Genomic DNA, 22,730 nt, shown 5'->3' on the forward strand with positions numbered 1-22,730 from the left:
GTGGGGCTTGCCCACCCGCATCGACGCCTGAGATCAGTTACGCTGCTGGCCGAAGAGCTGCAGCAGGAACATGAACATGTTGATGAAGTTCAGGTACAGGCTGAGCGCACCGAGCACAGACTTCTTGGCCGCGATCTCGCCGCCGTCCATCTCGTAGTACATCTCCTTGATGCGCTGCGTGTCGTAGGCGGTCAGGCCGGCGAAGATCAGCACACCAATGGCCGACACCGCGAACTGCAGGCCGCTCGACTGCAGGAAGATGTTCACCACCGAGGCAATGATCAGGCCGAACAGGCCCATGATCAGGAACGACCCCATGCCCGACAGGCTACGCTTCGTCGTGTAGCCATAGAGGCTGAGCGCACCGAAGGCAGCGGCGGTGATGAAGAACACCTGCACGATGGACGACTGCGTATAGACGAGGAAGATCGACGAGATCGACACGCCCATCAGCGCAGCGTAGACGAAAAACAGCATCCGGGCGGTGCTGGCCTGCATCTTCGCGATGCGGAAGCTGATGAAGAACACCATCGCAAGCGGCGCGAGGATCGCCACCCACTTCAGCGGCGTGGCGAACAGCGTGTACCCGAACTGCGTCAGGAAAACGCCACCGCCGATGCTTGCCACAGCGCTTGCCGGATCGCTGGTCACAGCGGCCATGAAAACGCCAAGCGACGCCAGACCCGTGATGGCGAGGCCAAGCACCATGTTGTTGTAAACGCCGAGCATGAACGCGCGCAGGCCCTGATCGAGCTCCGCGCTGCCAGCCCGGGCCGCACCCTGCCCATAGGCCGGTGCGTTGCGGTTCCAGTTCGACATAATGATTCTCTCCCGAGAGAAATAGTGTCCGAAAGATACGGACGTTATCGCCAATATGGCCCGCATCAACCGTCAATACAAGTCAACCGGACAGGCGCAGCGGCAATGAATCCCGGTCGATGTCGCATCGCCCGCCACAGGCCCACGCGATACGCGCCAGCCCTACACACCTGAAGATCCCGCATAACAGGCTGATTGTATTTCAGGATTCCGCATCTTTTCCAATTTTACGACCTTTTCCCAAGCATTCCTTGAAAGACCAGTCGCACGCCAACTAAACATAAAACCTGAATTTTATGCAATCACGGCCAACTCTTCCAACATCCGATCATGCCAGCAGCTTTATTACCGCGTCATCTGATCGGAACCTGCCGAAACTGTCAGTAGCATCGATGTCCGGCATGGAAAAGTGTGTGTTTGAAGAGATAGCCACGATCAGGAGATCTGAATGAAGCGACACTCTACTGCGACATTACGCCGGTTTATTGTTTCGGCTATCATCGCCGCGACTGCCGCAGTCGTCCATCCCGCCGGGCCGGCAAATGCGCAGGGCCTTCCTAATCTGGGAGCGATTTTCGGCAATGGCGGCGTCAATCCGCGCGGTGCGGTCGATATGGGACTGGGCCTGCTCAACGAGGGCATTCGCCAGCAGAAAGCCGCCGATGCCCGCCGCCGTGCTGCGGAGTCTGCCAGGCGGGAGCAGCTTCGCCGTGCCGAACTGTCCAAAACCAAGGCAGGCCGAGCAAAGCTCGCACGTGAAGATGCAGCCGCCCGCAAGCGCGCAAAGCAGCAGGAGCAGATGTATGACGGCCTCGCCCGCGCCATAGCAGGAGGCATTCTCGGCGGCGGCGGTGGCGGCAGTGGTGGCCGCAACGGCGAAAGCTACAGCGAGTATAAATCGAGATGCTATCAGCCGAGCACTGTCACGGCTGATGCCAATCGCGGCGGAATGATGTGGATGTGTTAGGCAGCGAGAATCTGCCCGTTAAACCCACACCCCACACCTACCGTTCCCGCAGATAGGCGGCGGGCCGCTGGGCGAGGACGCGCCATGTGCCGGCAAGCGCCAGCGTCACCGCCACGGCGACCGCGATCAGCGCGGCGACGATGGCGGGGCCGGGCACGAAATCAGCCGGCAGGCGCATGACCTGCGTCATGATCACCATTGCCGCCGCCGAACCCGCCAGAAACCCGAACAGCGCCGACACCAACGCCAGCAGGCCATATTCCAGCGCATAGGCACGCAGCAATCGGCCACGGGTCGCGCCGAGCGTTTTCAGGATGACGGCGTCGTAAAGCCGGGCCCGGTGCGAAGCCGCCAGCGCCCCGCCAAGCACAAGCGCGCTGGCGATCAGCGCCACCGCGCTGGCCGCCGCCATGGCCACGGCAAGCTGGCCAACCATGTCGTTCACCGCCGTCAGCACGTCGCGCACCCGCACGCTGGTCACGGCGGGGAAGCGGGCGGCGATCTCCCGCACCAGCGTCAGGTTGCCGCCCGCTTCCGCGCCTGCCGGTTCGGTGAGCGTCGCGAGCACGGTGTAGGGCGCGCCCGCGAACGTATTGGGTGAAAACACCATGACGAAGTTGATGCCCAGCGAGCGCCACTCCACCGACCGCAGGTTGGCGATAGTGACAGGGATTTCGCGCCCCAGCACATTGACAACCACCGCATCGCCGACGCCGAGACCAAGCTGCTCCGCGATAACGGCATCGAACGACACGAGCGGCGGGCCGTCATAATCTGCGGGCCACCAGTCCCCGGCAAGGATGTTGCTGCCCTCGGGCGGGGTATCCGCGAAGGTGATACCGCGATCGCCCTCCAGCACCCAGGCCACTTCCTCGGGCGAGGTATAATCCTGCGCGCGGATGCCCTTCAGCGATATGATACGTCCGCGCATCATCGGCACACGCTCGATGGTGCTGCCGGGCACGGCCCCGTCCAGATATTGCGCGAACGCGTCGGCCTCCTGCGCCTGCACGTCGAGGAAGAAGAACGCGGGCGCGCGCTCCGGCAGTGAGCGCGTCAACTCGCGGCGCAGGCCGGCATCGACGAGCACCAGCGTCACCACCAACGTCACGCCAAGGCCCAGCGACAGCACCAGCGCCGGCGTCAGTGTGCCGGGCCGGTGCAGATTGGCCAGCGCCAGCCGCCATGTCGGATTGGCCGTATGCGGCAGCGCCCGCGCGGCGCGCATGGTGCCGATGGCCACCAGCCGCAGCAGGCCGAAAGCAATGGCCGCCGCCACGAGGAAAATCGCCGCCACGCGCACATTATGCGCCAGCGCCAACGCCACGACGATCAGCAACACGCCCGCCCCTGCCGCCGCCAGACGATACCGCAAACGCGGACGGGCTTGCGCGGCGTCGACATGATCGCGGAACAGCGCCGCCACCGGCACGTCATGCACACGCCCCACCGGGCCCAGCGAAAAGGCCAGCGCCGCCAGCGCGCCATAGAGGGCGGCCGCGAGCAGTTCCAACGGCGCAAGCCGGGGTACAATGGGCAGCGGCAGTACATCCTGCGCCACCCACACCACGATGAACGGCATGAGCGCGCCCACGACCAGCCCGATGACGATGCCGATAGCGGCGATCATCATCACTTCGGTCAATGCCACCGCGACCGCGACGCCGCCGGAAGCGCCAACCGCCTTCAGCGTCGCCATGGTGGTGCGCCGCCTGTCCGTGAAGCCGCGCACGGCGTTCGCCACACCGACGCCGCCCACCAGCAACGCCGTCATGCCGACAAGCGTCAGGTATTGCGTGAACTGGTCGATGCGTCGCTGCAACTGCGGCGCGGCCTCGCGCCGGTCACGGATGCGCCAGCCTTCATCGGGAAAAGCATCGCCCGCCCGTGCGGTGAAACGCGCCAGCGCCGCATCGTCCAGCTCACCACCGGGCAGCACAAGCCGATACACGTGGCTAATGATGCTCCCCGGCTGCACAAGGCCCGTGCGCGCCAGCGCCTCATGCGAGATCATCAACCGTGGACCGAAGCCGACGCCGGTGGCGATCTTGTCCGGCTCGCTGACAAGCTCTGCCTTGATAACGAGGTCAAGATTGCCGAGCCGCAGCACATCCCCCACGCCAAGGCCGAGACGCGCCAGCAGGGCCGGGTCTGCTACCGCGCCGAAACGCTCTCCCTCCCCCGCGAACGGCGCATCGCCATCGGCGGCGGGCGCGGTGTCGAGCGTGCCCACAAGCGGGTATGCGTCATCGACCGCCTTCACCTCAACCAGCGCTGCTTCGCCATCCGGCGCAACGGCCATGGCGCGAAAATCCGTGACGTGCGACAGCGCACCTTGCGCGCGCAGGAAGGCCAGCTCCTCGCCGGTCGCCTCGCGCTGCGTCAGCGTCACGGCTACGTCACCGCCAAGGATGGTGCGGCCCTCGCGTGCCAGCCCCTCGGACAACGAGCGCGCCACCGAGCCGACCCCCGCGATGGCGGCGACGCCGAGCGCAATACAGGCAAGGAAGATGCCGAAACCTCGCAGCCCGCCGCGCATGTCGCGCAAGGCCAGCCGCAGCACCAGAGGAAGCCGCACGCTCATTCCGAAGCATCCGTGTCCGCAAGCGGATATTCCACTAGCCCGGAGCGCAGCCGCACCGTGCGGTCGCATCGGGCCGCAAGGTCGGGATCGTGCGTCACCAGCACCAGCGTCGAGCCTTCGTCACGCCGCAACGAGAACAGCAATTCCACGATAGCGCGGCCTGTATCCTCATCAAGATTGCCGGTGGGCTCATCGGCCACGATGAGCGGCGGCCTGCCGACGACAGCCCGCGCGATAGCCACACGCTGCTGCTCGCCGCCGGAAAGCTGCGCCGGGTAATGCCCCGTGCGCGCCTTGAGGCCCACACGCTCCAGCGCCTTCGCAGCCCTGTCGAAGGCGTCGGACGCGCCGGCCAGCTCCAGCGGTAGCGCGACATTTTCAAGCGCCGTCATCGTCGGCACGAGATGAAAAGACTGGAACACGATGCCGATATACTTGCCGCGAAAGCGCGCCAGCTGATCCTCATCCAGCTCCGTGATGTCGAAACCATTGATGAACACCTTGCCCGATTCCACCCGTTCGAGACCGGCCAGCGTCATCAGCAGGCTGGATTTGCCGGACCCGGACGGCCCGACGAGCCCCACCGCCTCGCCGTGGGCAACGTCCAGGGACACGCCTTTCAGCGCCTCGACCCGTGCCGCGCCATGTCCGAGGCTCAGCCGCACCGAGCGCAGCCGCACCATGAGGGCCTGCTCCTCATCCGCAGGCAGGGGCGCGTGCCCCCCGGTGAGGGACGTGACGGTCGCAGGGGAAGACGTCATGGATCGGCTCGACCTTCTGGCTGGCGGCCAACTGGCTGACGGGCAACCGGCCGGCTTTGCATTTACACGATTATATATCCATGTTGACGGCATAACGCATCTGCAACATGGAGGCTGGCGTGCTGACAAGTGTGTTTCGACATATAAGCGTGTTTGGAAATTTGTCGCCCAAACATCCTCGTGAACGGCAGCCCGACAACGCACATGCATCACGAGGCTTGTGCGCTGCTTTCTCCCGGCGGACACTGTCGGCTCTGGCTCTGGTTACGGGAATGGCCGCCATGATTCTCACCGCTGCCCCGCAGATGGCGCAAGCACAACAGCAGGATAATACCCCGCCGCTGCGCATCGTCGCGCTGGGCGACAGCCTGACCGCGGGCTATTCCCTGCCGCAAACCGCCGCCTTCCCCGTGGTGCTGGAGGCTGCGCTCAAGGCCCGTGGACACTATGTCACCATCGCCAACGCCGGCGTATCAGGAGACACCGCCAGCGGCGGCCTTGCGCGTCTCGACTGGTCCGTGCCCGACGGCACGCAGGCCGTCATTCTGGAACTGGGCGCCAACGACATGCTGCGCGGCGTCGATCCGGCCGTGACGGAAAAGGCGCTCGACACCATCATCACCCGGCTGAAGGAGCGCGGCATCGCCGTTCTGCTGGCAGGCATGTTCGCCGCGCCAAACCTGGGGCAGGACTACGCCAACCGCTTCGAGAGCATCTACACGAACCTTGCCAGCAAGCACGATCTCGTGCTTTACCCCTTCTTTCTCGATGGAGTAACTGGAAACGCACCTCTCGTCCTGCCGGACGGCCTGCATCCCAGCGCGGCCGGCGTGGAAGTTATCGTGGAGCGCATCCTGCCCACCGTCGAACGTTTCATCGCCGGCGTCACCGCCGCGCCCTGACTTCACCACACCCCGCCGGAGTTGACATGTCGATCGTCTACCGCAAGCTTGGCCGCACGGACCTGACCATTCCCAGCATCGCGCTGGGCACCATGACATGGGGCGACCAGAACACCGAGGCCGAGGGCCACGCCCAGCTTGATTACGCGCTGGAGCGCGGTATCAATTTTCTCGACACGGCGGAGATGTATTCCACGCCCCCCAAGGCCGAGACGCAGGGCAACACCGAGCGTGTCATCGGCACGTGGCTGAAGGCCCGCAACAACCGCGACAAGGTCACCATCGCCACCAAGGTTATCGGCCGCACGCAGAACACGTGGTATCGCGATGACGGCTCCACCACGGAGCTTTCGCGCAAGCAGATCTTCGAAGCCGTCGACAAGAGCCTGCAACGCCTGCAAACCGACTATATCGACCTCTACCAGCTTCACTTTCCCGACCGGCCCTTCGCCTATTTCGGCTCCAACCACACCATCTTCCGCGACACGCGCGGCACCGTGAACGAGGTGCCGATCGACGAAACTCTCGCTGCGCTGGATGAAATCGTGAAAGCCGGCAAGGTGCGTTATGTTGGCCTGTCCAACGAAACTCCGTGGGGCGTGTCGCGCTTCCTGAATCTCTCCGAGCGGCATGGCCAGCCGCGCGTGCAGTCCATTCAGAACGCTTATTCGCTGACCAATCGCACCTTCGAAGTGGGGCTTGCCGAGTTCGCCCTGCGAGAGGACGTGTCCTTGCTGGCCTATTCGCCGCTGGCGCAGGGCTATCTCACTGGCAAGTATCGCGACGGGGCATTGCCCGCTGGCTCCCGCAAACAACTCTACAACCGTCTGAACCGCTATCAGACGCCAGGTTCCGAGGCGGCATTCAACGCCTATGTCGATCTGGCCCATGAACTGGGTCTGGACCCTGCCCAGTTCGCCATCGCCTTCGTGCATACACGCCCGTTCGTCGCATCCGTCATCATCGGCGCGTCATCGTTGGCGCAACTTGAAGCAGATATCGATGCCGCTGAAATCGCCATCACACCGGAGATCGAAGAGCGCATCGACGCGATTCACCTTTTGAACAGCAATCCCACGCCATAGGACTTTTCCACTTTTCATCTAACAGCAGAAATGCTTTATCTTTTTAGATATGCAGCGACTCTGGCTTTCTTTAGAATTGCTTTAATCTATAAAGGTAAAGCTTCTGCTTGCTTGCAGCCATCGTCATCATTACATGCATTTTCGACGGAATCTGTCCGCCGCAAGATGCGTCCGAATGGAGACATATACGATGGCCGATTTTCTGGCCCGCCCGCTGACGAAAAAGGAGATGGACGCCATGCGCCGCGCGGCGCGTGACGAGGCCAGCGTATCGCGCAAGTTCTGGTCTTCGCTGAAACGCGTGGTCAACAACCTGCCGTTTGCGGAAGATCTGGTTGCCGCTTTCGTCTGCGCCAAAGATCCGCAGACATCGCCGAAGGTGCGTTACGCCCTGCTCGGCGGTCTCGGCTATTTCATCATGCCGATTGACGCCTTGCCCGATATCCTGCCGCTGATCGGCTATTCGGACGACATGGCGGTTCTGGCAGCCCTCGTCGGCACCGTCGCAGGCGCGATCAAGCCCGAGCACCGCGACAAGGCCCGCAAGATTCTCGACAAGTCCCGCAAGGGTTGAGCGCTTGTTCCGGATTCTATATTTCGCTGCACCTTGCGCCCAATTCGATGAATTGACTTGAACGCAAACTGCTCTGGCGCAGATCAAAGCACGGCTTAAAGTTTAAAGCGCCCATTCCGGAAAAGCCGGAATGGGCGCTTCGTTTTATAACGTTGTGAGCAGGGCTTATTCAGCCGCCTGCTGCACATCCTTCACCAGCAGGCCGAGCACGTCCAACGTGTGCTCGGCGATCATCAGGCCCTCGTTGGTGCGCACGATGTAGACGCGTACACGCGACAGCGGCGAGGAGATGAGGCGGGCATTGCGGTGGTTGGCTTCCTCGTCGAGGTCGATGCCGATCCACTGCATGCCCTGCAGCACGCGCTCGCGCACGCGCCAGGAGTTCTCGCCGATACCGCCGCAGAACACCATGGCGTCCAGACCGTCGAGAGCTGCCGACAGAGCACCCACTTCACGGCGCACGCGGTTGACGAAGTAATCGATCGCTTCCCGCGCCTCGCGCGTGTCGGAGGCTTCGAGGTCGCGCATGTCCTGCGACAGGCCGGAGAGACCGAGCAGACCCGACTTCGTGTACAGGATGTTGCGGATTTCCGACGAGCTGTAGCCCTTCTGGTCGAGCATGTAGAGCAGCACGCCGGCATCGAGGTTACCGCAGCGGGTGCCCATTGGCAGGCCGTCGAGTGCCGAGAAACCCATGGTCGAGGCGATGGAGTGGCCATAACGCACGGCGCACATGGAGGCGCCGTTGCCGAGGTGGGCGATGACGACGCGGCCTTCCGCATCCAGCGGCGCGATCTGCTTCATGCGGCGGGTGACGTATTCGTAGGACACGCCGTGGAAGCCGTAGCGGCGCACGCCTTCGTTGTAGAACTCGCGCGGGATGGCGAACGTGTCGTTATAGAACGGGTGACCGCGATGGAACGAGGTGTCGAACACCGCCACCTGCGGCACACCGGGAAACGCCTCGCGCGCGGCAAGGATGCCGGCGATGTTGTGCGGCTGATGAATGGGTGCGAGCGGGATCAGCTTTTCTAGCTCGGCGATCACGGTGTCGTCGATCTTGACCGGCTTGGTGAAGCGCACGCCGCCGTGCACGACGCGGTGGCCAACAGCCACAACCTCGCTGCCGGGGAACGTTTCGTCGATCCAGCGCAGGATCACGTCCACACCCTCGGCGTGGTTGGAGATGCCGCCGGAAGCCTTGTCGAAGTTCCGCTCGCCAAACGACTGGCCCTCACCGTCCTTGGCGGAGAAAACAGTGGCAGAGGCGCCCAGGCCCTCGATCTGCCCGGTGGCCAGATTGACCGGCTTGCCTTCGGTTACGTCGAACACGACGAACTTGATGGAGGAAGAGCCCGCATTCAGCACGATAAGGGTCTTGGACATGAAGTCGTTCCTTCGGGAAAAAACGGTCATCAGGTAATAGGGGCAGATAAAAAAGGGCCGGCCCGAGAGGCCGGCCCATTGCAGCAATTATTCCGCGGCCTTGGCCACGACCACGTCCGCATCGCCTTCGAACGGACGCCCGTTCGTGCGCCAGTAGTCATAGAACTGGGCCAGCGCGGCCGAAGCCAGGCGGGCGCGGTCATTGTCGGCGCGGCTGGTCAGCATCACCGGAGCCTTGGCGCCGAGCACGAGGCCGGCAGCTTCGGCGCGGCCCACGAAGGTCAGCTCCTTGGCCAGCATGTTACCGGCTTCAAGGTTCGGCACGACGAGGATTTCCGCCTTGCCGGCCACCAGAGACGTGATGCCCTTCGTGCGCGCGGCTTCCGTGTCGATGGCGTTGTCCATGGCCAGCGGGCCGTCGACGATGCCGCCACGGATCTGGCCGCGATCGGCCATCTTGGACAGGATCGCCGCGTCGAGCGTCGACGGGATGTTGACGTTGACCGTCTCCACTGCCGACAGCACACCCACGCGCGGCTGCTTGACCCCGCAGGCGATGGCCAGATCGATGGCGTTCTGCGTGATGTCGACCTTGGTCACCAGATCAGGCGCGATGTTGATGGCCGCGTCGGAGATGAACAGGAGGTGATCGAGGGTAGGCACGTCCATGACGAAGGTGTGGCTGATGCGCCGCGAGGTGCGCAGGCCGCCGTCGCGCTTCACCACCTGGCCGAGCAGCTCGTCAGAATGGATGTTGCCCTTCATGATGGCGCGGGCTTCGCCGGTGTTGATCAGCTCAACCGCCTTGGCGGCGGCGGCACGGTGACCGTCCACCTCGATCAGGCGATAGCCGCTGATGTCGGCGTCGAGTTCGGCGGCAGCCTTTTCAATGGCGGCGCGCTCACCGATGAGGATCGGAACGATCAGGCCCTTCTGGGCCGACAGAACCGCACCGCCGAGCGAATTGTGGTCGTCGGGCGAGACGACGGCGGTCGGCAGCGCCGGAAGCTGCGCCGCGCGCGCCACCAGCTTGCCGAAGTGGTCATGCTCGTCGAGGATCAGTTCCGGCAGCGCGTTGGTATCGGCCTCAATGCGCTCCAGCGGCACTTCGACCTCGGCGCGGCCTTCGGCCAGCAGGTCGCCGTCGACGCTGGTCACGCGGGTCTCGAAAGTAGCCAGCGGCTTCTCAAGCTTCTCGGTGCAGCGGACAGAGGCGATGACCTTGTCGCCAAGGCGGACGCGCTTGTGGAACGTCAGGTTCTGCACGCGATAGAGCGTGCCGGGGCCGGGCAGACGGTTGCCGAGAGCCGCCGAGATCAGCGAGCCGATCCACATGGAAGGGGCGGAAGGCTGTTTGTCTTCGTTGCCGGGCAGGTTGGCGGGGTTGACGTTACCCGTAACGTGGGCGAACAGGTAGAAATCCTGAGCCGTGGCCGTGCGTTCCACGGAGGCTTCGTCACCCACCTTCAGTTCGTCCCAGGTGGTGTTGCGAACGGTATTGCTCGACATCGTTCAATCTCCTTGGGAAAATCCCGCTTCCGGGGACAAATCCCGCTCCTTGGGAAAATCTCCGGCCCGCCGCGTGCGGCCAGCCGGAGAAAGGGTTGGAAGGGAGCTTCCCGACGGAAGCCCCCCGAAGGCGAGCATTACTCGGCGGCGGCGACCGCAACCGGCTTTGCGGGCTTTGCAGCGGCGAAAGCTTCTTCCACTTCCTGCAGCGCGATCAGCGCGGCGGGATCGATTTCCTCACGGGTCGGGCCGGCGATCTCGATGGCGAGATCGATGGCGCGCTTGCGCTCGGCCGGGTCCTTGATCAGGTCGGGCAGCGTCAGCAGCGCCTGTTCGCGTTCCAGTTCCACGATCACGCTCTGCTCGTGGATGAGGTGGGCGCGAGCCTGCTCGCTCAGCGTGTCGAACGGCGCGGAGCGGGTCAGGATCTGGGCCGAGCGGGCCAGACGCGTGCGGCGCACGTTGCCGCGAGCCTGTGCGAGGATGATGAGGATACGCACCACGCCTTCGGCGAAGCCACCCTTGTCCACGCGGGCAAGGATTTCCTGCACTTCCGTACGGGCACGCAGATCGGTCTCGGTGTTGTCGCTCTCTGCGGCGCGGCGGCGCAGCTCTTCCTTGCCGACAGCCTGCATCCACGGAGTGGTGTAGATCGACAGGAAGGTAAGTTCCTTCATCGCGTCGTTCACGTCGCGCCAGCCGTCGAGCGCGTTCTCAATCGCATCCGCCCAGACGTTCTGCAGGGCGAAGAACGCGTTGTCCTTGCTGACCGGATGACGGTTTTCGCGCACCTGCTCGGCGATGCCGGCGACGGGCGCAACCAGCGGGTTCTCGTCGGAGACGGCGACGCGCTGCACGCGCGGCCAGGCCGACTTGAAGTAACGGTCGGCGCTTTCCGGCGTCACGACCGAACGCACGAGCGGACGCACCGCCAGTTCGTAGAACGAAGCGCCAAGCTGCGAGTAGCGTGCCACGGCGGCGAAAGCAGCGTTGTCGTCCGGGCCGGCATCGATGGCCTTGATGTCGTCGATGGTGCGCGGCTCAAGGCTGATGTGCAGACGCTCGGGACCGTCTTCCAGCACCAGCTCGTAGAGACCGGGCGCCAGCGCCTCGATGGCCTCGATGGTGCCGGCGATGGCATCGTGCTCACGGCCGGCGACCTTCGCGGACACGAAGATGCCGAGATGGCCGATGGACTGGTGAACGATGTAGATGATGCGCTGGCCGCGGGCCTTGATGTTCTCGGCCGAACCGTAGAGGTCGACGATCCAGTTCAGGGCCTGCTGCGGCGGGGTGATATTGTCGCCGACAGAGGCGAACACGATCACGGGGCATTCGATGTCGCGCAGGTCGATGTTCTTGTGGCCCAGCCTGGACGTACCCGTGCCCAGCTTGTTACCGACGAACAGATCTTCGACGATCCAGCGGATTTCGGCCTCGTTCATGAAGAAGAAGCCCGACCACCAGCGCTCGAAGTCCAGGAAGCGCGGGCCTTCGGTGTCGACCTTGGCGTAGAGGTTGTAATACTTCTTCCACCAAGTGTTGCCGGGGCTCATGTTCTCAAAGTTCGTCACCAGCGCCGAGCCGTCAAACAGGCCGTTGCCGAGATCGGACGAGAACAGCGCCGGCACGATACCGCCGTTGAGGCCGGCGGAGTAGCGCATCGGGCTGCGGCCCTCGGGACCGGACCAATAAGACAGCGGCGCACCGGAAATGGCGACAGCGCCGATCTTCTCCGGGTTGGAGGCGGCGAGCAGCATGCTGGCCCAGCCACCCTGGCAGTTACCAATCACCACCGGGCGCGGCGCCTTCGGGTGACGCTCGGCGATTTCGTTGAGGAACGCGCCCTCGGCCTCGCACACGTCAGCAAGGGTCTGGCCCGGCTCCGGCTTCGGGCGGAACACGACGAAGTAGCACGCGTGACCGGCGCGCAGCGCCACGCCAACCTGGCTCATGGGCTTCATGCCGCCGATGCCGGAACCGTGGCCGGCGCGCGGATCGATCACCACGAAGGGGCGCTTTTCGTCATCAATGACGGTGCCTTCCGGCGGAAGGATGCGCAGCAGCGAGTAGTTCACCGGGCGCGGCAGCGAACGGCCATCGATAATGGTTTCGTACTGGAAGTCGAGCACCGGCGGCAGGCCGGCTGCTTCGTGTGCGAGATAGTTGTCGCCGCGCTGGCGCAGCACGTCGAGGTAAAGCACCGAGCGCTCGGCGGCATCGACGACGTACTCCGCCCATTCCTTGGCGAAATCGAGCGGGGTGAGCGAGCTGAGCGCCTGCTGGGTACGGGCGGTGCGATCGAGAGCCTCGTTGGCCTGGGTCGTCGCGATGGTGCTGGCTGCGTCAGACAGATTGTTGCCGATCCGGCGGGCGGCGGCAAGCTGCTGGTCCACGATTTTCTCGGTCAGCGCGATCCGGTCATTCAGCGTATCATTTACCTGCGTCATGTCCTGCACTCCATCCATCATTGCGGGTAACAGGCCGGTTGCCTGCCCTCCCGACGCGCCCGTATGCGCGAAGCCAGCTCCCTCTCAGGGAGCTGGCAATGGCTGCTGAAGCGATACGATATACGGGGCGCATCGCTGTCGATTCTATCACATCCACAGGCCGGCGGCATCGACCGTTACAGCTTTGAATGATGAGTGTCCCGTGAGGCCATAATAATATGGTCTCCGTCTGGGCGAGTCTTTGCCACATGCCAATAACGAAGACATGACAGCCGGTGCGATATGGAGGGCTTTTCCTGTTTCATGGATCAGGAGAAAAGCAAAACGCTGCAACGACGCGAAACAATGGCCTCGCATCGAAACAACATTTTTAGAATATTAATGAATCAAGCTTCAGGGAAGTTCCGCGGAGGCCCCGGCGCCGAAGTTCCAGCGCAGGCCGATCCGCAGATCGTGCGAGCCGCTTTCCCGCAAGGCGAGCGCGGCGGAGCGGCGCGTGCCGGTGTGCAGGTAGCGGTATCCCACATCGATACTCGCCTGCGGCGTCACCGCGAAGGCGAAACCGCCGCCAACCGCCCAGACCAGATCCGCGCGGTTCCCGTTTCCGCCAAACGCACCGTCGACCGACAACCCGTTCCAGCCGGCGCCGACACCGGCCCCGACATAGGGCGTTACCCCATACCAGGTGCCAAGATCGGCATAGACATTGGCGAGCACGGTGGCACCGGAGATGTGCGCGCGCGCACCATCGGCAGTTCGGATATTGGTGCGTGAACGGTATTCCGCCGTGATATCCGCCCGCAGGACATGCGCGAAACGATAACCCGCGCCGATACCGGCGATCCCCCCTCCCGACAAGCCGGGAGAGAAACGGCCGTTCGCCGTCAGCGCCTTGCCAGCCGTGAGCGAGCCGAAACCGGCATCGGCCCGCAGATAAAAACCATTATCGCCGGCAGCAAAGAACGGAATGGTATCGAGGTCCGGCGCGTCGGGCAGCGAGACGTCCTCGATCGGCCCGGCGGCGGCATTCTCCCCGTTCCACTCGGCCGGATGAAGGCGCAACGGAACCTCGTCCGCGCTGGCCGGCGCGATGCAGAGCATAGCCGCCAAACCACCCGCCACACTGCCGAAGAGAAAATTCCGAAACGTCATCCGCCACAGCCCCTGCGCCGTCCCTCGCCCAAACGGCGCGAACACGCGGGCCACTGTCAACGAACATGGTTAATAACGAATTAACCGTAAAACGCGTTTTGGCCGGAGCCGCCTTCACAACGATGAAGATCGTTCAAATACAAATACATGTCTCCCCCAACCGGCAGTGAATGCAGAAAGAGGCAGAAGCCGGCTGCGGGCGCGGCGGACGGACTATATCGACCGCAAGTTATTGAAAAATAGAAAAATCAAAGCGCCAGCCATCCTTGAAATCCGTGAGAATGGCTGGCGCTCCTTGCATTAACTACATACGCGGTGCCCGCGCTTGCGCAGCGCGTCAAGCAACAGCCCGGGAAATTTCATCGACAATCTCGTCCACGACCGAATTGACCAGATCGCCATTATCGCCTTCGCCCATCACGCGGATCACCGGCTCCGTCCCGGATGGGCGCACCAGAAGTCGCCCACCATCTCCAAGACGCTCACGCGCCCGTTCGATAACCGGCAAAAGCACGTCATCGGAAGGCGCATCCTTGGCGAAGCGCACGTTTTTCAGCACTTGCGGCAGCGGCTCGAACAGGTGACAGACCTCGCTCACCGGCCGGTCACGGCGGCGAATCACAGCCAGCAGTTGCAAGGCAGCAACGAGACCGTCACCCGTCGTGCCATAATCTCTCAGGATGACATGGCCGGATTGCTCGCCGCCCACATTATATCCATCGGCTCGCATCCGCTCCAGAACGTAGCGATCGCCAACCGCCGTGCGGGCAAGTTCGAGACCGATGCCGCGCAGATAGCGTTCCAGCCCAAGGTTGGACATCACCGTGGCCACGATACCCGGACGCGACAGGCGGCCATCTTCCTTCCAGAGCGTCGCGATGGCAGCCATGAGCTGATCGCCGTCAACGACCTGCCCCTTTTCATCCACGACGATCACGCGGTCTGCATCGCCATCAAGGGCGATGCCGATGTCGGCCCGCGTTTCATGCACCTTGGCGATCAGCGCCGACAGAGAAGTCGATCCCACGTCGCGGTTGATATTAAAGCCATCGGGCTCGACACCGATTGCGATGACTTCCGCACCAAGCTCCCAAAGCGCCTCGGGCGCAACGCGATAGGCCGCACCGTTGGCGCAATCCACCACGATGCGCAGCCCTTCGAGGTTGAGCCCTTTTCCGGGCGTGCGGCCATTGGCTGAAATCGTTTGCTTGGCGAATTCGATATAGCGCGCGTGTACACCCTCGATACGCTTGGCGCGGCCCATGCGCGCCGGGCTGACAAGCCGGTCGCCGACCCCCGTATCGATCAGTCCCTCGATCTGCGTTTCCACTTCATCCGACAGCTTGTAGGCATCGGGGCCGAAGAGTTTGATGCCGTTGTCCTCATACGGATTGTGAGAGGCGGAGATCATCACACCGAGATCGCAGCGCATCGAGCGGGTGAGCATCGCGACCGCAGGGGTCGGCATTGGGCCGAGCAGCAGCACATCCATGCCCACGGACGTAAAGCCGGCGACAAGCGCATTCTCGATCATGTAACCGGAAAGCCGCGTATCCTTGCCGATAACGACGCGGTTACGGTGATCGCCACGCTGAAATGCAAGCCCGGCAGCCTGTCCCACCTTGAGAGCCAGTTCAGGCGTGATCGTTGCATTGGCGCGTCCACGAATTCCGTCGGTTCCAAAATAGCTGCGCGTCATATGTCTTTCCACTGGTTCGCTATCGTGCCGCCGTCGCGTCGAATAAAGGGCTCATGATCTCTCGCCATTTCGATAAAAAGCACGACGCGATAGCCTGACAACTTTAGGGGCCTTGCTGGCAATACAAGAATTATAGACAAATGTATCATCAAACGCCTTCATCAGAGCCAATGCGCGATGCACCGTCAGCAGATGGTGGCCATAAACATCCAGAGATCCGAGATTTGCAGGAAATATGGCTTTCAGGCAGGACAGTCGGGAGACCTCGCAATCAAACGGCCGGATTTCTCCGGCCGTTATCTCACGTTTCGTCATACGCCGCCTGACGGCGGTTCGTCAGGATTGCGGCTGCGGTTCCAGCCCCTGCCCCGGCTCATCCTTGGGCCGGTTGCGTCCGGCGGAAGGAACCGGCGAACCACGCGGCGGCGTCGGATCGCTCGGGTCGCGAACCGGCGGCTGACCGGCGATCAGCTTGACGATCTCGTCTCCGCTGAGCGTCTCATATTCGAGCAGCCCCTGCGCAAGCTTTTCAAGATCGTCCCGCTTCTCCGTGAGGATGCGGCGCGCTTCCTGCAAACCGGCCTCGACGAAGCGACGGATTTCAGCGTCGATCTTCTGCGAGGTCGCTTCCGACACGTTCTGCTGACGTCCGACGGACATGCCCAGGAACACTTCGTCCTGATTCTCGCCGTACATCACAGTACCAAGCTCACGAGAGAAGCCCCACTGCGTCACCATAGCCCGTGCAAGGCGCGTGGCCTGCTGGATATCGGACGATGCGCCCGAAGTGACCTTGTCGTCGCCGAAGATGATCTCTTCCGCCACACGTCCGCCCATCATGATGGCCAGCCGCGAGGTCATCTGCTCGTAGCTCATGGAGAGCTTGTCGCGCTCGGGCAACTGCATGACCATACCGAGCGCACGTCCGCGCGGAATGATCGTTGCCTTGTGTACCGGATCGGTTGCAGGCACGTTGAGTGCAACGATGGCGTGGCCGGCCTCATGATAAGCGGTGAGGCGCTTTTCGTCCTCGCTCATGACGAGGGTGCGGCGCTCCGCGCCCATCATGACCTTGTCCTTGGCGTCCTCGAACTCGGCCATGGTGACGATGCGCTTGCCGCGCCGCGCCGCCAGCAGCGCTGCCTCATTGACGAGGTTCATCAGGTCCGCACCGGAGAAGCCGGGCGTGCCGCGTGCAATCGTCTTCAGGTCGACATCAGGCGCCAGCGGCACCTTGCGCACATGCACGCGCAGGATACGCTCGCGACCAGCGACGTCGGGGTTCGGCACCACGATCTGACGGTCGAAACGACCGGGACGCAGCAGCGCGGGGTCAAGCACGTCCGGCCGGTTGGTGGCGGCGATGATGATGACGCCTTCATTCGCCTCGAAGCCGTCCATCTCCACCAGAAGCTGGTTGAGCGTCTGCTCGCGCTCGTCATTACCGCCGCCCAGACCGGCGCCGCGGTGACGTCCGACAGCGTCGATTTCGTCGATGAAGATAATGCACGGAGCATTCTTCTTCGCCTGCTCGAACATGTCGCGCACACGCGATGCACCGACACCGACGAACATTTCAACGAAGTCCGAACCGGAGATGGTGAAGAACGGCACGTTCGCCTCACCCGCCACGGCACGGGCGATCAGCGTCTTACCGGTGCCGGGAGGGCCGACGAGCAGGACACCGCGCGGAATGCGGCCACCAAGGCGCTGGAACTTCTGCGGATCGCGCAGGAACTCCACGATCTCCTGGAGGTCTTCCTTAGCTTCCTCGACGCCCGCGACATCCTCGAACGTCACACGTCCATGCGCCTCGGTAAGGAGCTTGGCCTTGGACTTGCCGAAGCCCATGGCGCGGCCGGCGCCGTTCTGCATCTGCCGCGACAGGAATATCCACACGCCGATGAAAACGATGAGCGGCAGCCAGTTGACCAGCAGCGCGACAAACCACGGCGTCGAATCGTTCGGCGGACGCGCGGTTATCTGCACGCCCTTCTCCGACAGCGTCGAAACAAGGCCGGGATCGTAAGGCGCATAGGTGCGGAAGGTACCGCCGGTCTTGTAGGTGCCGGTGATTTCCTGCCCGGCGATGGTCACGGCGGAAACGCCGCCCGCCTCAGCGTCGCTCAGGAGTTGGGAATAGGGAATCTCATTGCTGCTGCTGCGCTGTCCGGGGTTCTGGAACAGGCTCACCAAGGCCAGCACCAGCAGGAATATGATGACCCACAGGGCAAAATTCCGGAAATTGGGGTTCATCTTGTTATCTGTCATCCCGCAAGGTTAAGAGGCCGCGATTGTCGATAACGCCTCGTGTCGATAACGGCCCCGTCCCGACACCAGGTCCGGCCCGAACTCCGGTCCGGCGCTGGATTATTCTTCCCGGAAAGCACACCGCCTTTCCGACGGACAGGCGCTGACGCGCACATCTTTCCCGGATTGCTGCGCATTCCCGCGTAATTTAGGCATACCGCCCGCTCTTGCCAAGGTCTCGCAGTGGCGCTTGTCAGCAATAATGCGTGAATCGAACAGTCATTCGTCACCGATCGGCCCCGCACCCCGGCCAGCCCTCCCCCGCAAGCGTGGCGGCTCGGGCGCGATATCGATCTTTCCGGCGCTTGAGAGGCGCACAGTCGCCCCATGCAGCGTGCGGCGCAACGCCGCACCGGCACGCCGGGCCGCATGCATTTCGCCGCCAAGCCGCTCAAGCCTTTCCAGCGCCACAGGCCGATTCACGCCGGTCACCTGCATCAAAGCCAGCGCCAGCACCCGCAGGACGATCTCCTCCGGCTCACGCCAGACATCGGACGATACCGTCAGATGGCCACGATCATCCTGAACCAACGTCGAATAATGCCCGGCTGCGATTGTGGAGAGCGCATCTTCGGCCCGCGCGGCGCGTGCAGCCAGCCGCGTCAGTCTCTCGGGCGTCAAGCCAAGCACCGAACGTTCAGCCTCATGGCCGCGGAGCCGGGCGCGCGCGAATCGCGGATCTCGATTGGCAGGGTCGTCAACCACCTGCACCCCGGCTTCATCCGTGATCGCGATCAACCGGCGTTTGGGCAGGCCCAGAAGCGGGCGGGCGAGACGAATCCGCGTTTCCGGCATCTCCGCCACTGGCCGCATCGCCGACAATCCGCCGATGCCGCTACCACCGGAAAGGCGCATCAGCACCGTTTCGGCCTGATCGTCGCGATGGTGCGCGGTTACGACATGGCTCGCCCCGTCCGCATACGCTGCATCTGCGAGCAGCCGGTAGCGAGCAGCACGGGCGGCCTCCTGAATGCCGCTTCGCGGCTTGTTTCCTTGCCAGGTCAGCACCCGGCCCTCAAATCCAAGCCACTGCGCCAGCGCGACCACCGCCCGGGCCTCTCCGGCAGCGGATGGCCGCAAACCGTGATCCACGCTGGCAACAACGACGGCGGGCGTCCCGCGAAGGGCCGACCATCGTGCCGCGAGCAACATCAGGGCAACCGAATCAGGACCGCCGGACACGGCGAGCACCAGCTTTGGCGCATCGGCAAGCAGCGCGAATAATTCCTCGATCTCGCTGTCCGCGATGGAATCGAACGGCAGCAAGCGCGGGTCGCGGGTCAATAACGGCGTGTTATTGCAAAATTCGGTCATGAAGCCGGCTCAAATGGCGACGGCGATCAGCGCGGAAAGACGATTGGGCGCACGGCGCTCATGCGCATCGGGCGCGAGCGCGGGCAACACCTTCGCGCACTTCCGGGCCAGCATTGGGATACTTGCGAAGCGTTTCAGCCAAAGTCGCGCAGGCCTGATCGCGAGCGCCAAGCGCGTCGAGCGAAATGCCAAGCCTGAGCATGCCCTCAGGTGCACGCGGACTGTTGGGGAAGGCAGTGGTTACGCGAAGATATTGTTCGGCCGCCTCACGATAACGGCCACGAAAAAAATAACTTTCACCGAGCAGAAACGTCGCCTCCGGGGTCAACCTGTCACGCGGATGGCTTTGTAGAAACTCGCGAAATTCCATCTCGGCGGCGGCAAAGTCCTGCCGGCGCAACGATGCCTCCGCATTTCTGAAACCGGCCTGCGGATCGCCCGGCGACGTCGCGGCAACGGAGGGAATATCGGCCACAACGCCCGTGTCCGGAACCTCGGGAGCCTGCGGTGTCGCAGCCAGGCCGACAGCACCGAGGTCAAGAGGGGCGCCCGCCCCACCCGGCTCCAGCGGCGTCGACATCGCGGGAGTGTCGATGCGCGGCAACGCCAGCACCGGCGGTGAAAACGGCTCTTCACCTGCCGCGCCATCGGGGAAAGCCGACTCGGCTGCGCGTCCGGCAGAAATGGACGACGCCGGCTGTGCCGGCGTCGTGGTCTGCGTAACCTGCTGCGTGCCCCCGACGTCGTCGGATCGGGGGTCAGCGGGCGTAATGTCTGAGCGTTTCTGTTTCGCGGGGGCTGCCCCGCTCGACTCCTGGAAACGGAACTCGACATCCTCCTGAAAGCGCTTGAGCTGCTCTTGCAGGCGGCGGTTCTCGAACTCGAGCTTTTCAACGGTGCCCGACATTTCGCGCACCTGGTTTTCCAGCCGGTTGAGGCGCAGGAAGAACTCGGATGCATCCTGCGCGGCCGACTGCCCGGCCGAGGCCATGAGCAATACGACCGGCAGCAGAAGCGCCGCGAGCGCCAACCCTGCGCGGGAAAAAATCAAACGACGTGCGGTCATCAGCAAAGAACCTCGTCCGTTGCGGAATTCATGATCGGCCGATCACGGATAATGTTTTTACCCGAAACCGATCACCGCGTCAGTTTAAACTATTGCGCCCGGATAAAGCGCTTTTTGCATGGGCGATGCGCCCCGGCAACTCACGCCTGCCGGGGCGGAATATTGACGACCGAGGCTGCTTACGAGCCAGCCGGGCGGTCGAGCACCGTCACCGAACGGCGGTTCTGAGACCAGCAGGAAATGTCGTTGCAGACTGCGACCGGGCGTTCCTTGCCGTAAGACACGACGCGGATGCGGTTGGACTGGACGCCGCGCGACACGAGATAATCGTACACCGTCTGGGCGCGGCGAGCGCCGAGAGCGTAGTTGTATTCACGCGTGCCGCGCTCGTCGGCATGACCTTCGATCAGGAAGGTGTAGTGCGGATAGCGCTGCAGCCAGCCGGCCTGCTTGTCGAGCGTCGCCACGGCGGTCGAGGTCAGGTTGGTGCTGTCGGTTTCGAAGAACACGCGGTCGCCGACATTGACGACGAAATCCTGCGCCGAACCGGGTGTGGATGCGCCGGCGCCGTAAACGCCGCCAGCACCCGCCTGGTCTGTCTTGTTGGAGGCGCAGGCGCCGAGCGCCAGCGTCGCCGAGAGTATGGCAGCCGCCTTGAAGCCGGCAGAAACCTTGAGGCCAAACATAATGACTTCTCCTGAAGAACGATAATCAGATCAGTAAATGGGTTACGATATCAGCGCAGGTCGCTCACCAGTGGCGACCAGGCCGGATCGGATGCATAAGACGGCGTCGGAACGGGCACGCGAACACGGCCGGTCACATCGGCCATATACAGACGGCCGCCGCCCTCTCCACCGGGATCGCTGAAGAACATCACGAACTGCCCGTTCGGCGCCCACGTCGGGCTCTCGTTATGATAGCCTTCGGTCAGGATGCGCTCGCCCGAACCGTCGGGCTTCATGATGCCGATGGCGAACTGGCCGGCGCGCGAGCGGGTGAAGGCGATGTAGTCTCCGCGCGGTGACCACACAGGCTGGCTGTAACGTCCTTCCCCGAACGAGATACGCTGCTGGTTGGAGCCATCCGCGTTCATGACGTAAAGCTGGGTTCCGCCACCACGATCCGATTCGAAAACGATCTGGCTGCCATCCGGCGAGTATGACGGCGACGTGTCGATGGCGTTGGTCGAGGTGATGCGCGTGGTCGTCCGCGCCTTGGGCGCAATGCTGTAGATATTGGCGTTACCGCCCTGCTGGAGGCTGAGCGCAATGCGCTGACCATCCGGCGTGAACTGCGGGCTGGTCGTCATTTCCGGAAAACTGCCGACGATCTCCCGCTGGCCGCTCTCGATGTTGAGAAGCTGCACACGCGTACGCTCGTTCGGACGCTGCGACATGAACGCGACTTCCTGCGATACCGGCGAGAAGCGCGGCGACACGACGAGTTCCTCGCCGCGCGTCAGGTAACGCAGATTGGCGCCATCCTGGTCCATGACCGCCAGACGCTTGCGGCGCTTTTCCTTGGTACCCGTCTCATCGACAAACACCACCCGCGTATCGAACATCCCCTTGAGGCCGGTGATGCGCGTGAGGACCGCGTCCGAGATGATATGGCCGATACGCCGCCAATTCGCCGTGTCCGTATAATACTGCTGCCCGGCAAGCTGCTGCCCGGCGAACACGTCCCACAGGCGGAACTCGACGCGGATGCGCCCGCCGCCCTCACGAACCGCGCGGCCCGTGATCAGCGCCTGCGCATTGGCGGTCTGCCAGGCCGGAAAATCGGGCAACCCGTCGAAATCCACCTGTTGCTGCGGAAAACTGGCAGGCTCTAACGGCGCGAAATAGCCGATGCGACGCAGGTTGTTGGTGATCATCTCCGTAATGCCCGACGCAACCTCCGGATCACCCGAGAAGGGGGCGACCGCAATCGGCAGCGGGGCAAAGGTCGGGCTGTTGAGTGTGATCGAGATCTCCGCCCGCGCACCGGGCGCGGCGAGACCGAACCATGCCAACGCCAGCAAGGCGGCAGCGAATCGGGACAGCAGGGCGATCGTCTTCATCGTCGAATATCTTTCGGTCTGGAACCTCATGGGCCTCTGGCAGAAAAGTTCCGGGTCATGAACGACTGGCTGTGCGCCGGAGCCAAC

General features: G+C 63.3%; 18 protein-coding genes. 4 read left to right on the top strand and 14 right to left on the bottom strand.

Annotation, left to right across the window (positions count from 1 at the left end; translation table 11 throughout):
- Positions 1–33 precede the first annotated feature (33 nt).
- Positions 34–819: a Bax inhibitor-1/YccA family protein gene (locus FHS81_RS05480; RefSeq protein WP_183751036.1), complete on the bottom strand. Its 786-nt coding sequence runs from the start codon at positions 817–819 to the stop codon at positions 34–36.
- A gap of 448 nt (positions 820–1,267) precedes the next feature.
- On the opposite strand from FHS81_RS05480, the gene FHS81_RS05485 reads away from it, so the two are divergent.
- Complete coding sequence (locus tag FHS81_RS05485; protein WP_183751037.1) at positions 1,268–1,786, top strand: hypothetical protein; 519 nt, start codon at positions 1,268–1,270, stop codon at positions 1,784–1,786.
- A gap of 37 nt (positions 1,787–1,823) precedes the next feature.
- On the opposite strand, the gene FHS81_RS05490 is transcribed toward FHS81_RS05485, so the two are convergent.
- Both FHS81_RS05490 and FHS81_RS05495 read right to left on the bottom strand, forming a co-directional pair.
- On the bottom strand, positions 1,824–4,370 hold the full coding sequence (locus tag FHS81_RS05490) for an ABC transporter permease (protein WP_183751038.1): 2,547 nt from the start codon (positions 4,368–4,370) through the stop codon (positions 1,824–1,826).
- Entirely contained in the window at positions 4,367–5,053 is a 687-nt protein-coding gene (locus tag FHS81_RS05495; protein WP_183751279.1) for an ABC transporter ATP-binding protein, read from the bottom strand. Before FHS81_RS05495 ends, FHS81_RS05490 begins: the two co-directional genes overlap by 4 nt.
- Before the next feature lie 359 nt (positions 5,054–5,412).
- Between FHS81_RS05495 and FHS81_RS05500 the strand changes: the two genes are divergently transcribed.
- The 3 genes from FHS81_RS05500 (at position 5,413) to FHS81_RS05510 (ending at position 7,692) form a co-directional block, all read left to right on the top strand.
- Positions 5,413–6,033 (top strand): arylesterase, encoded by a 621-nt coding sequence (locus tag FHS81_RS05500; RefSeq protein WP_246374757.1) that lies wholly within the window; start codon positions 5,413–5,415, stop codon positions 6,031–6,033.
- Between the two features lie 32 nt (positions 6,034–6,065).
- A complete protein-coding gene (locus FHS81_RS05505) occupies positions 6,066–7,118 on the top strand; it encodes an aldo/keto reductase (protein WP_183751280.1) in 1,053 nt (350 codons plus the stop codon).
- Between the two features lie 190 nt (positions 7,119–7,308).
- Complete coding sequence (locus FHS81_RS05510; protein ID WP_183751040.1) at positions 7,309–7,692, top strand: YkvA family protein; 384 nt, start codon at positions 7,309–7,311, stop codon at positions 7,690–7,692.
- 165 nt (positions 7,693–7,857) lie between these two features.
- Here FHS81_RS05510 and FHS81_RS05515 read toward each other — a convergent pair whose 3' ends face one another.
- The 11 genes from FHS81_RS05515 to tolB all read right to left on the bottom strand — a co-directional run bounded on the left by FHS81_RS05515 (position 7,858) and on the right by tolB (position 22,673).
- A complete protein-coding gene (locus FHS81_RS05515) occupies positions 7,858–9,078 on the bottom strand; it encodes an acetate/propionate family kinase (RefSeq protein WP_183751041.1) in 1,221 nt (406 codons plus the stop codon).
- Between the two features lie 87 nt (positions 9,079–9,165).
- Positions 9,166–10,587 (bottom strand): bifunctional enoyl-CoA hydratase/phosphate acetyltransferase, encoded by a 1,422-nt coding sequence (locus FHS81_RS05520; RefSeq protein WP_183751042.1) that lies wholly within the window; start codon positions 10,585–10,587, stop codon positions 9,166–9,168.
- Between the two features lie 137 nt (positions 10,588–10,724).
- Positions 10,725–13,037 (bottom strand): DUF3141 domain-containing protein, encoded by a 2,313-nt coding sequence (locus tag FHS81_RS05525; protein WP_183751043.1) that lies wholly within the window; start codon positions 13,035–13,037, stop codon positions 10,725–10,727.
- A 393-nt stretch (positions 13,038–13,430) separates the two neighbouring features.
- Positions 13,431–14,189, bottom strand: a complete 759-nt coding sequence (locus FHS81_RS05530; RefSeq protein WP_246374759.1) for an outer membrane protein — start codon at positions 14,187–14,189, stop codon at positions 13,431–13,433.
- Positions 14,190–14,526: 337 nt separating this feature from the next.
- Positions 14,527–15,888 (bottom strand): phosphoglucosamine mutase, encoded by a 1,362-nt coding sequence (gene glmM, locus FHS81_RS05535; protein ID WP_183751044.1) that lies wholly within the window; start codon positions 15,886–15,888, stop codon positions 14,527–14,529.
- A gap of 51 nt (positions 15,889–15,939) precedes the next feature.
- Positions 15,940–16,203 (bottom strand): hypothetical protein, encoded by a 264-nt coding sequence (locus FHS81_RS05540; protein ID WP_183751045.1) that lies wholly within the window; start codon positions 16,201–16,203, stop codon positions 15,940–15,942.
- A 21-nt stretch (positions 16,204–16,224) separates the two neighbouring features.
- Complete coding sequence (gene ftsH / locus FHS81_RS05545) at positions 16,225–18,144, bottom strand: ATP-dependent zinc metalloprotease FtsH (protein ID WP_183751282.1); 1,920 nt, start codon at positions 18,142–18,144, stop codon at positions 16,225–16,227.
- A 273-nt stretch (positions 18,145–18,417) separates the two neighbouring features.
- A complete protein-coding gene (gene tilS, locus FHS81_RS05550; RefSeq protein ID WP_183751046.1) occupies positions 18,418–19,512 on the bottom strand; it encodes a tRNA lysidine(34) synthetase TilS in 1,095 nt (364 codons plus the stop codon).
- A gap of 58 nt (positions 19,513–19,570) precedes the next feature.
- Complete coding sequence (gene ybgF / locus FHS81_RS05555) at positions 19,571–20,578, bottom strand: tol-pal system protein YbgF (RefSeq protein ID WP_183751047.1); 1,008 nt, start codon at positions 20,576–20,578, stop codon at positions 19,571–19,573.
- A 179-nt stretch (positions 20,579–20,757) separates the two neighbouring features.
- A complete protein-coding gene (gene pal, locus FHS81_RS05560; RefSeq protein ID WP_183751048.1) occupies positions 20,758–21,264 on the bottom strand; it encodes a peptidoglycan-associated lipoprotein Pal in 507 nt (168 codons plus the stop codon).
- A gap of 50 nt (positions 21,265–21,314) precedes the next feature.
- Positions 21,315–22,673, bottom strand: coding sequence for a Tol-Pal system beta propeller repeat protein TolB (gene tolB, locus FHS81_RS05565; protein ID WP_428982437.1), 1,359 nt, complete (start codon positions 22,671–22,673; stop codon positions 21,315–21,317).
- Positions 22,674–22,730 lie beyond the last annotated feature (57 nt).

Source organism: Pseudochelatococcus contaminans (assembly GCF_014195635.1).
GTDB lineage: Bacteria > Pseudomonadota > Alphaproteobacteria > Rhizobiales > Beijerinckiaceae > Pseudochelatococcus > Pseudochelatococcus contaminans.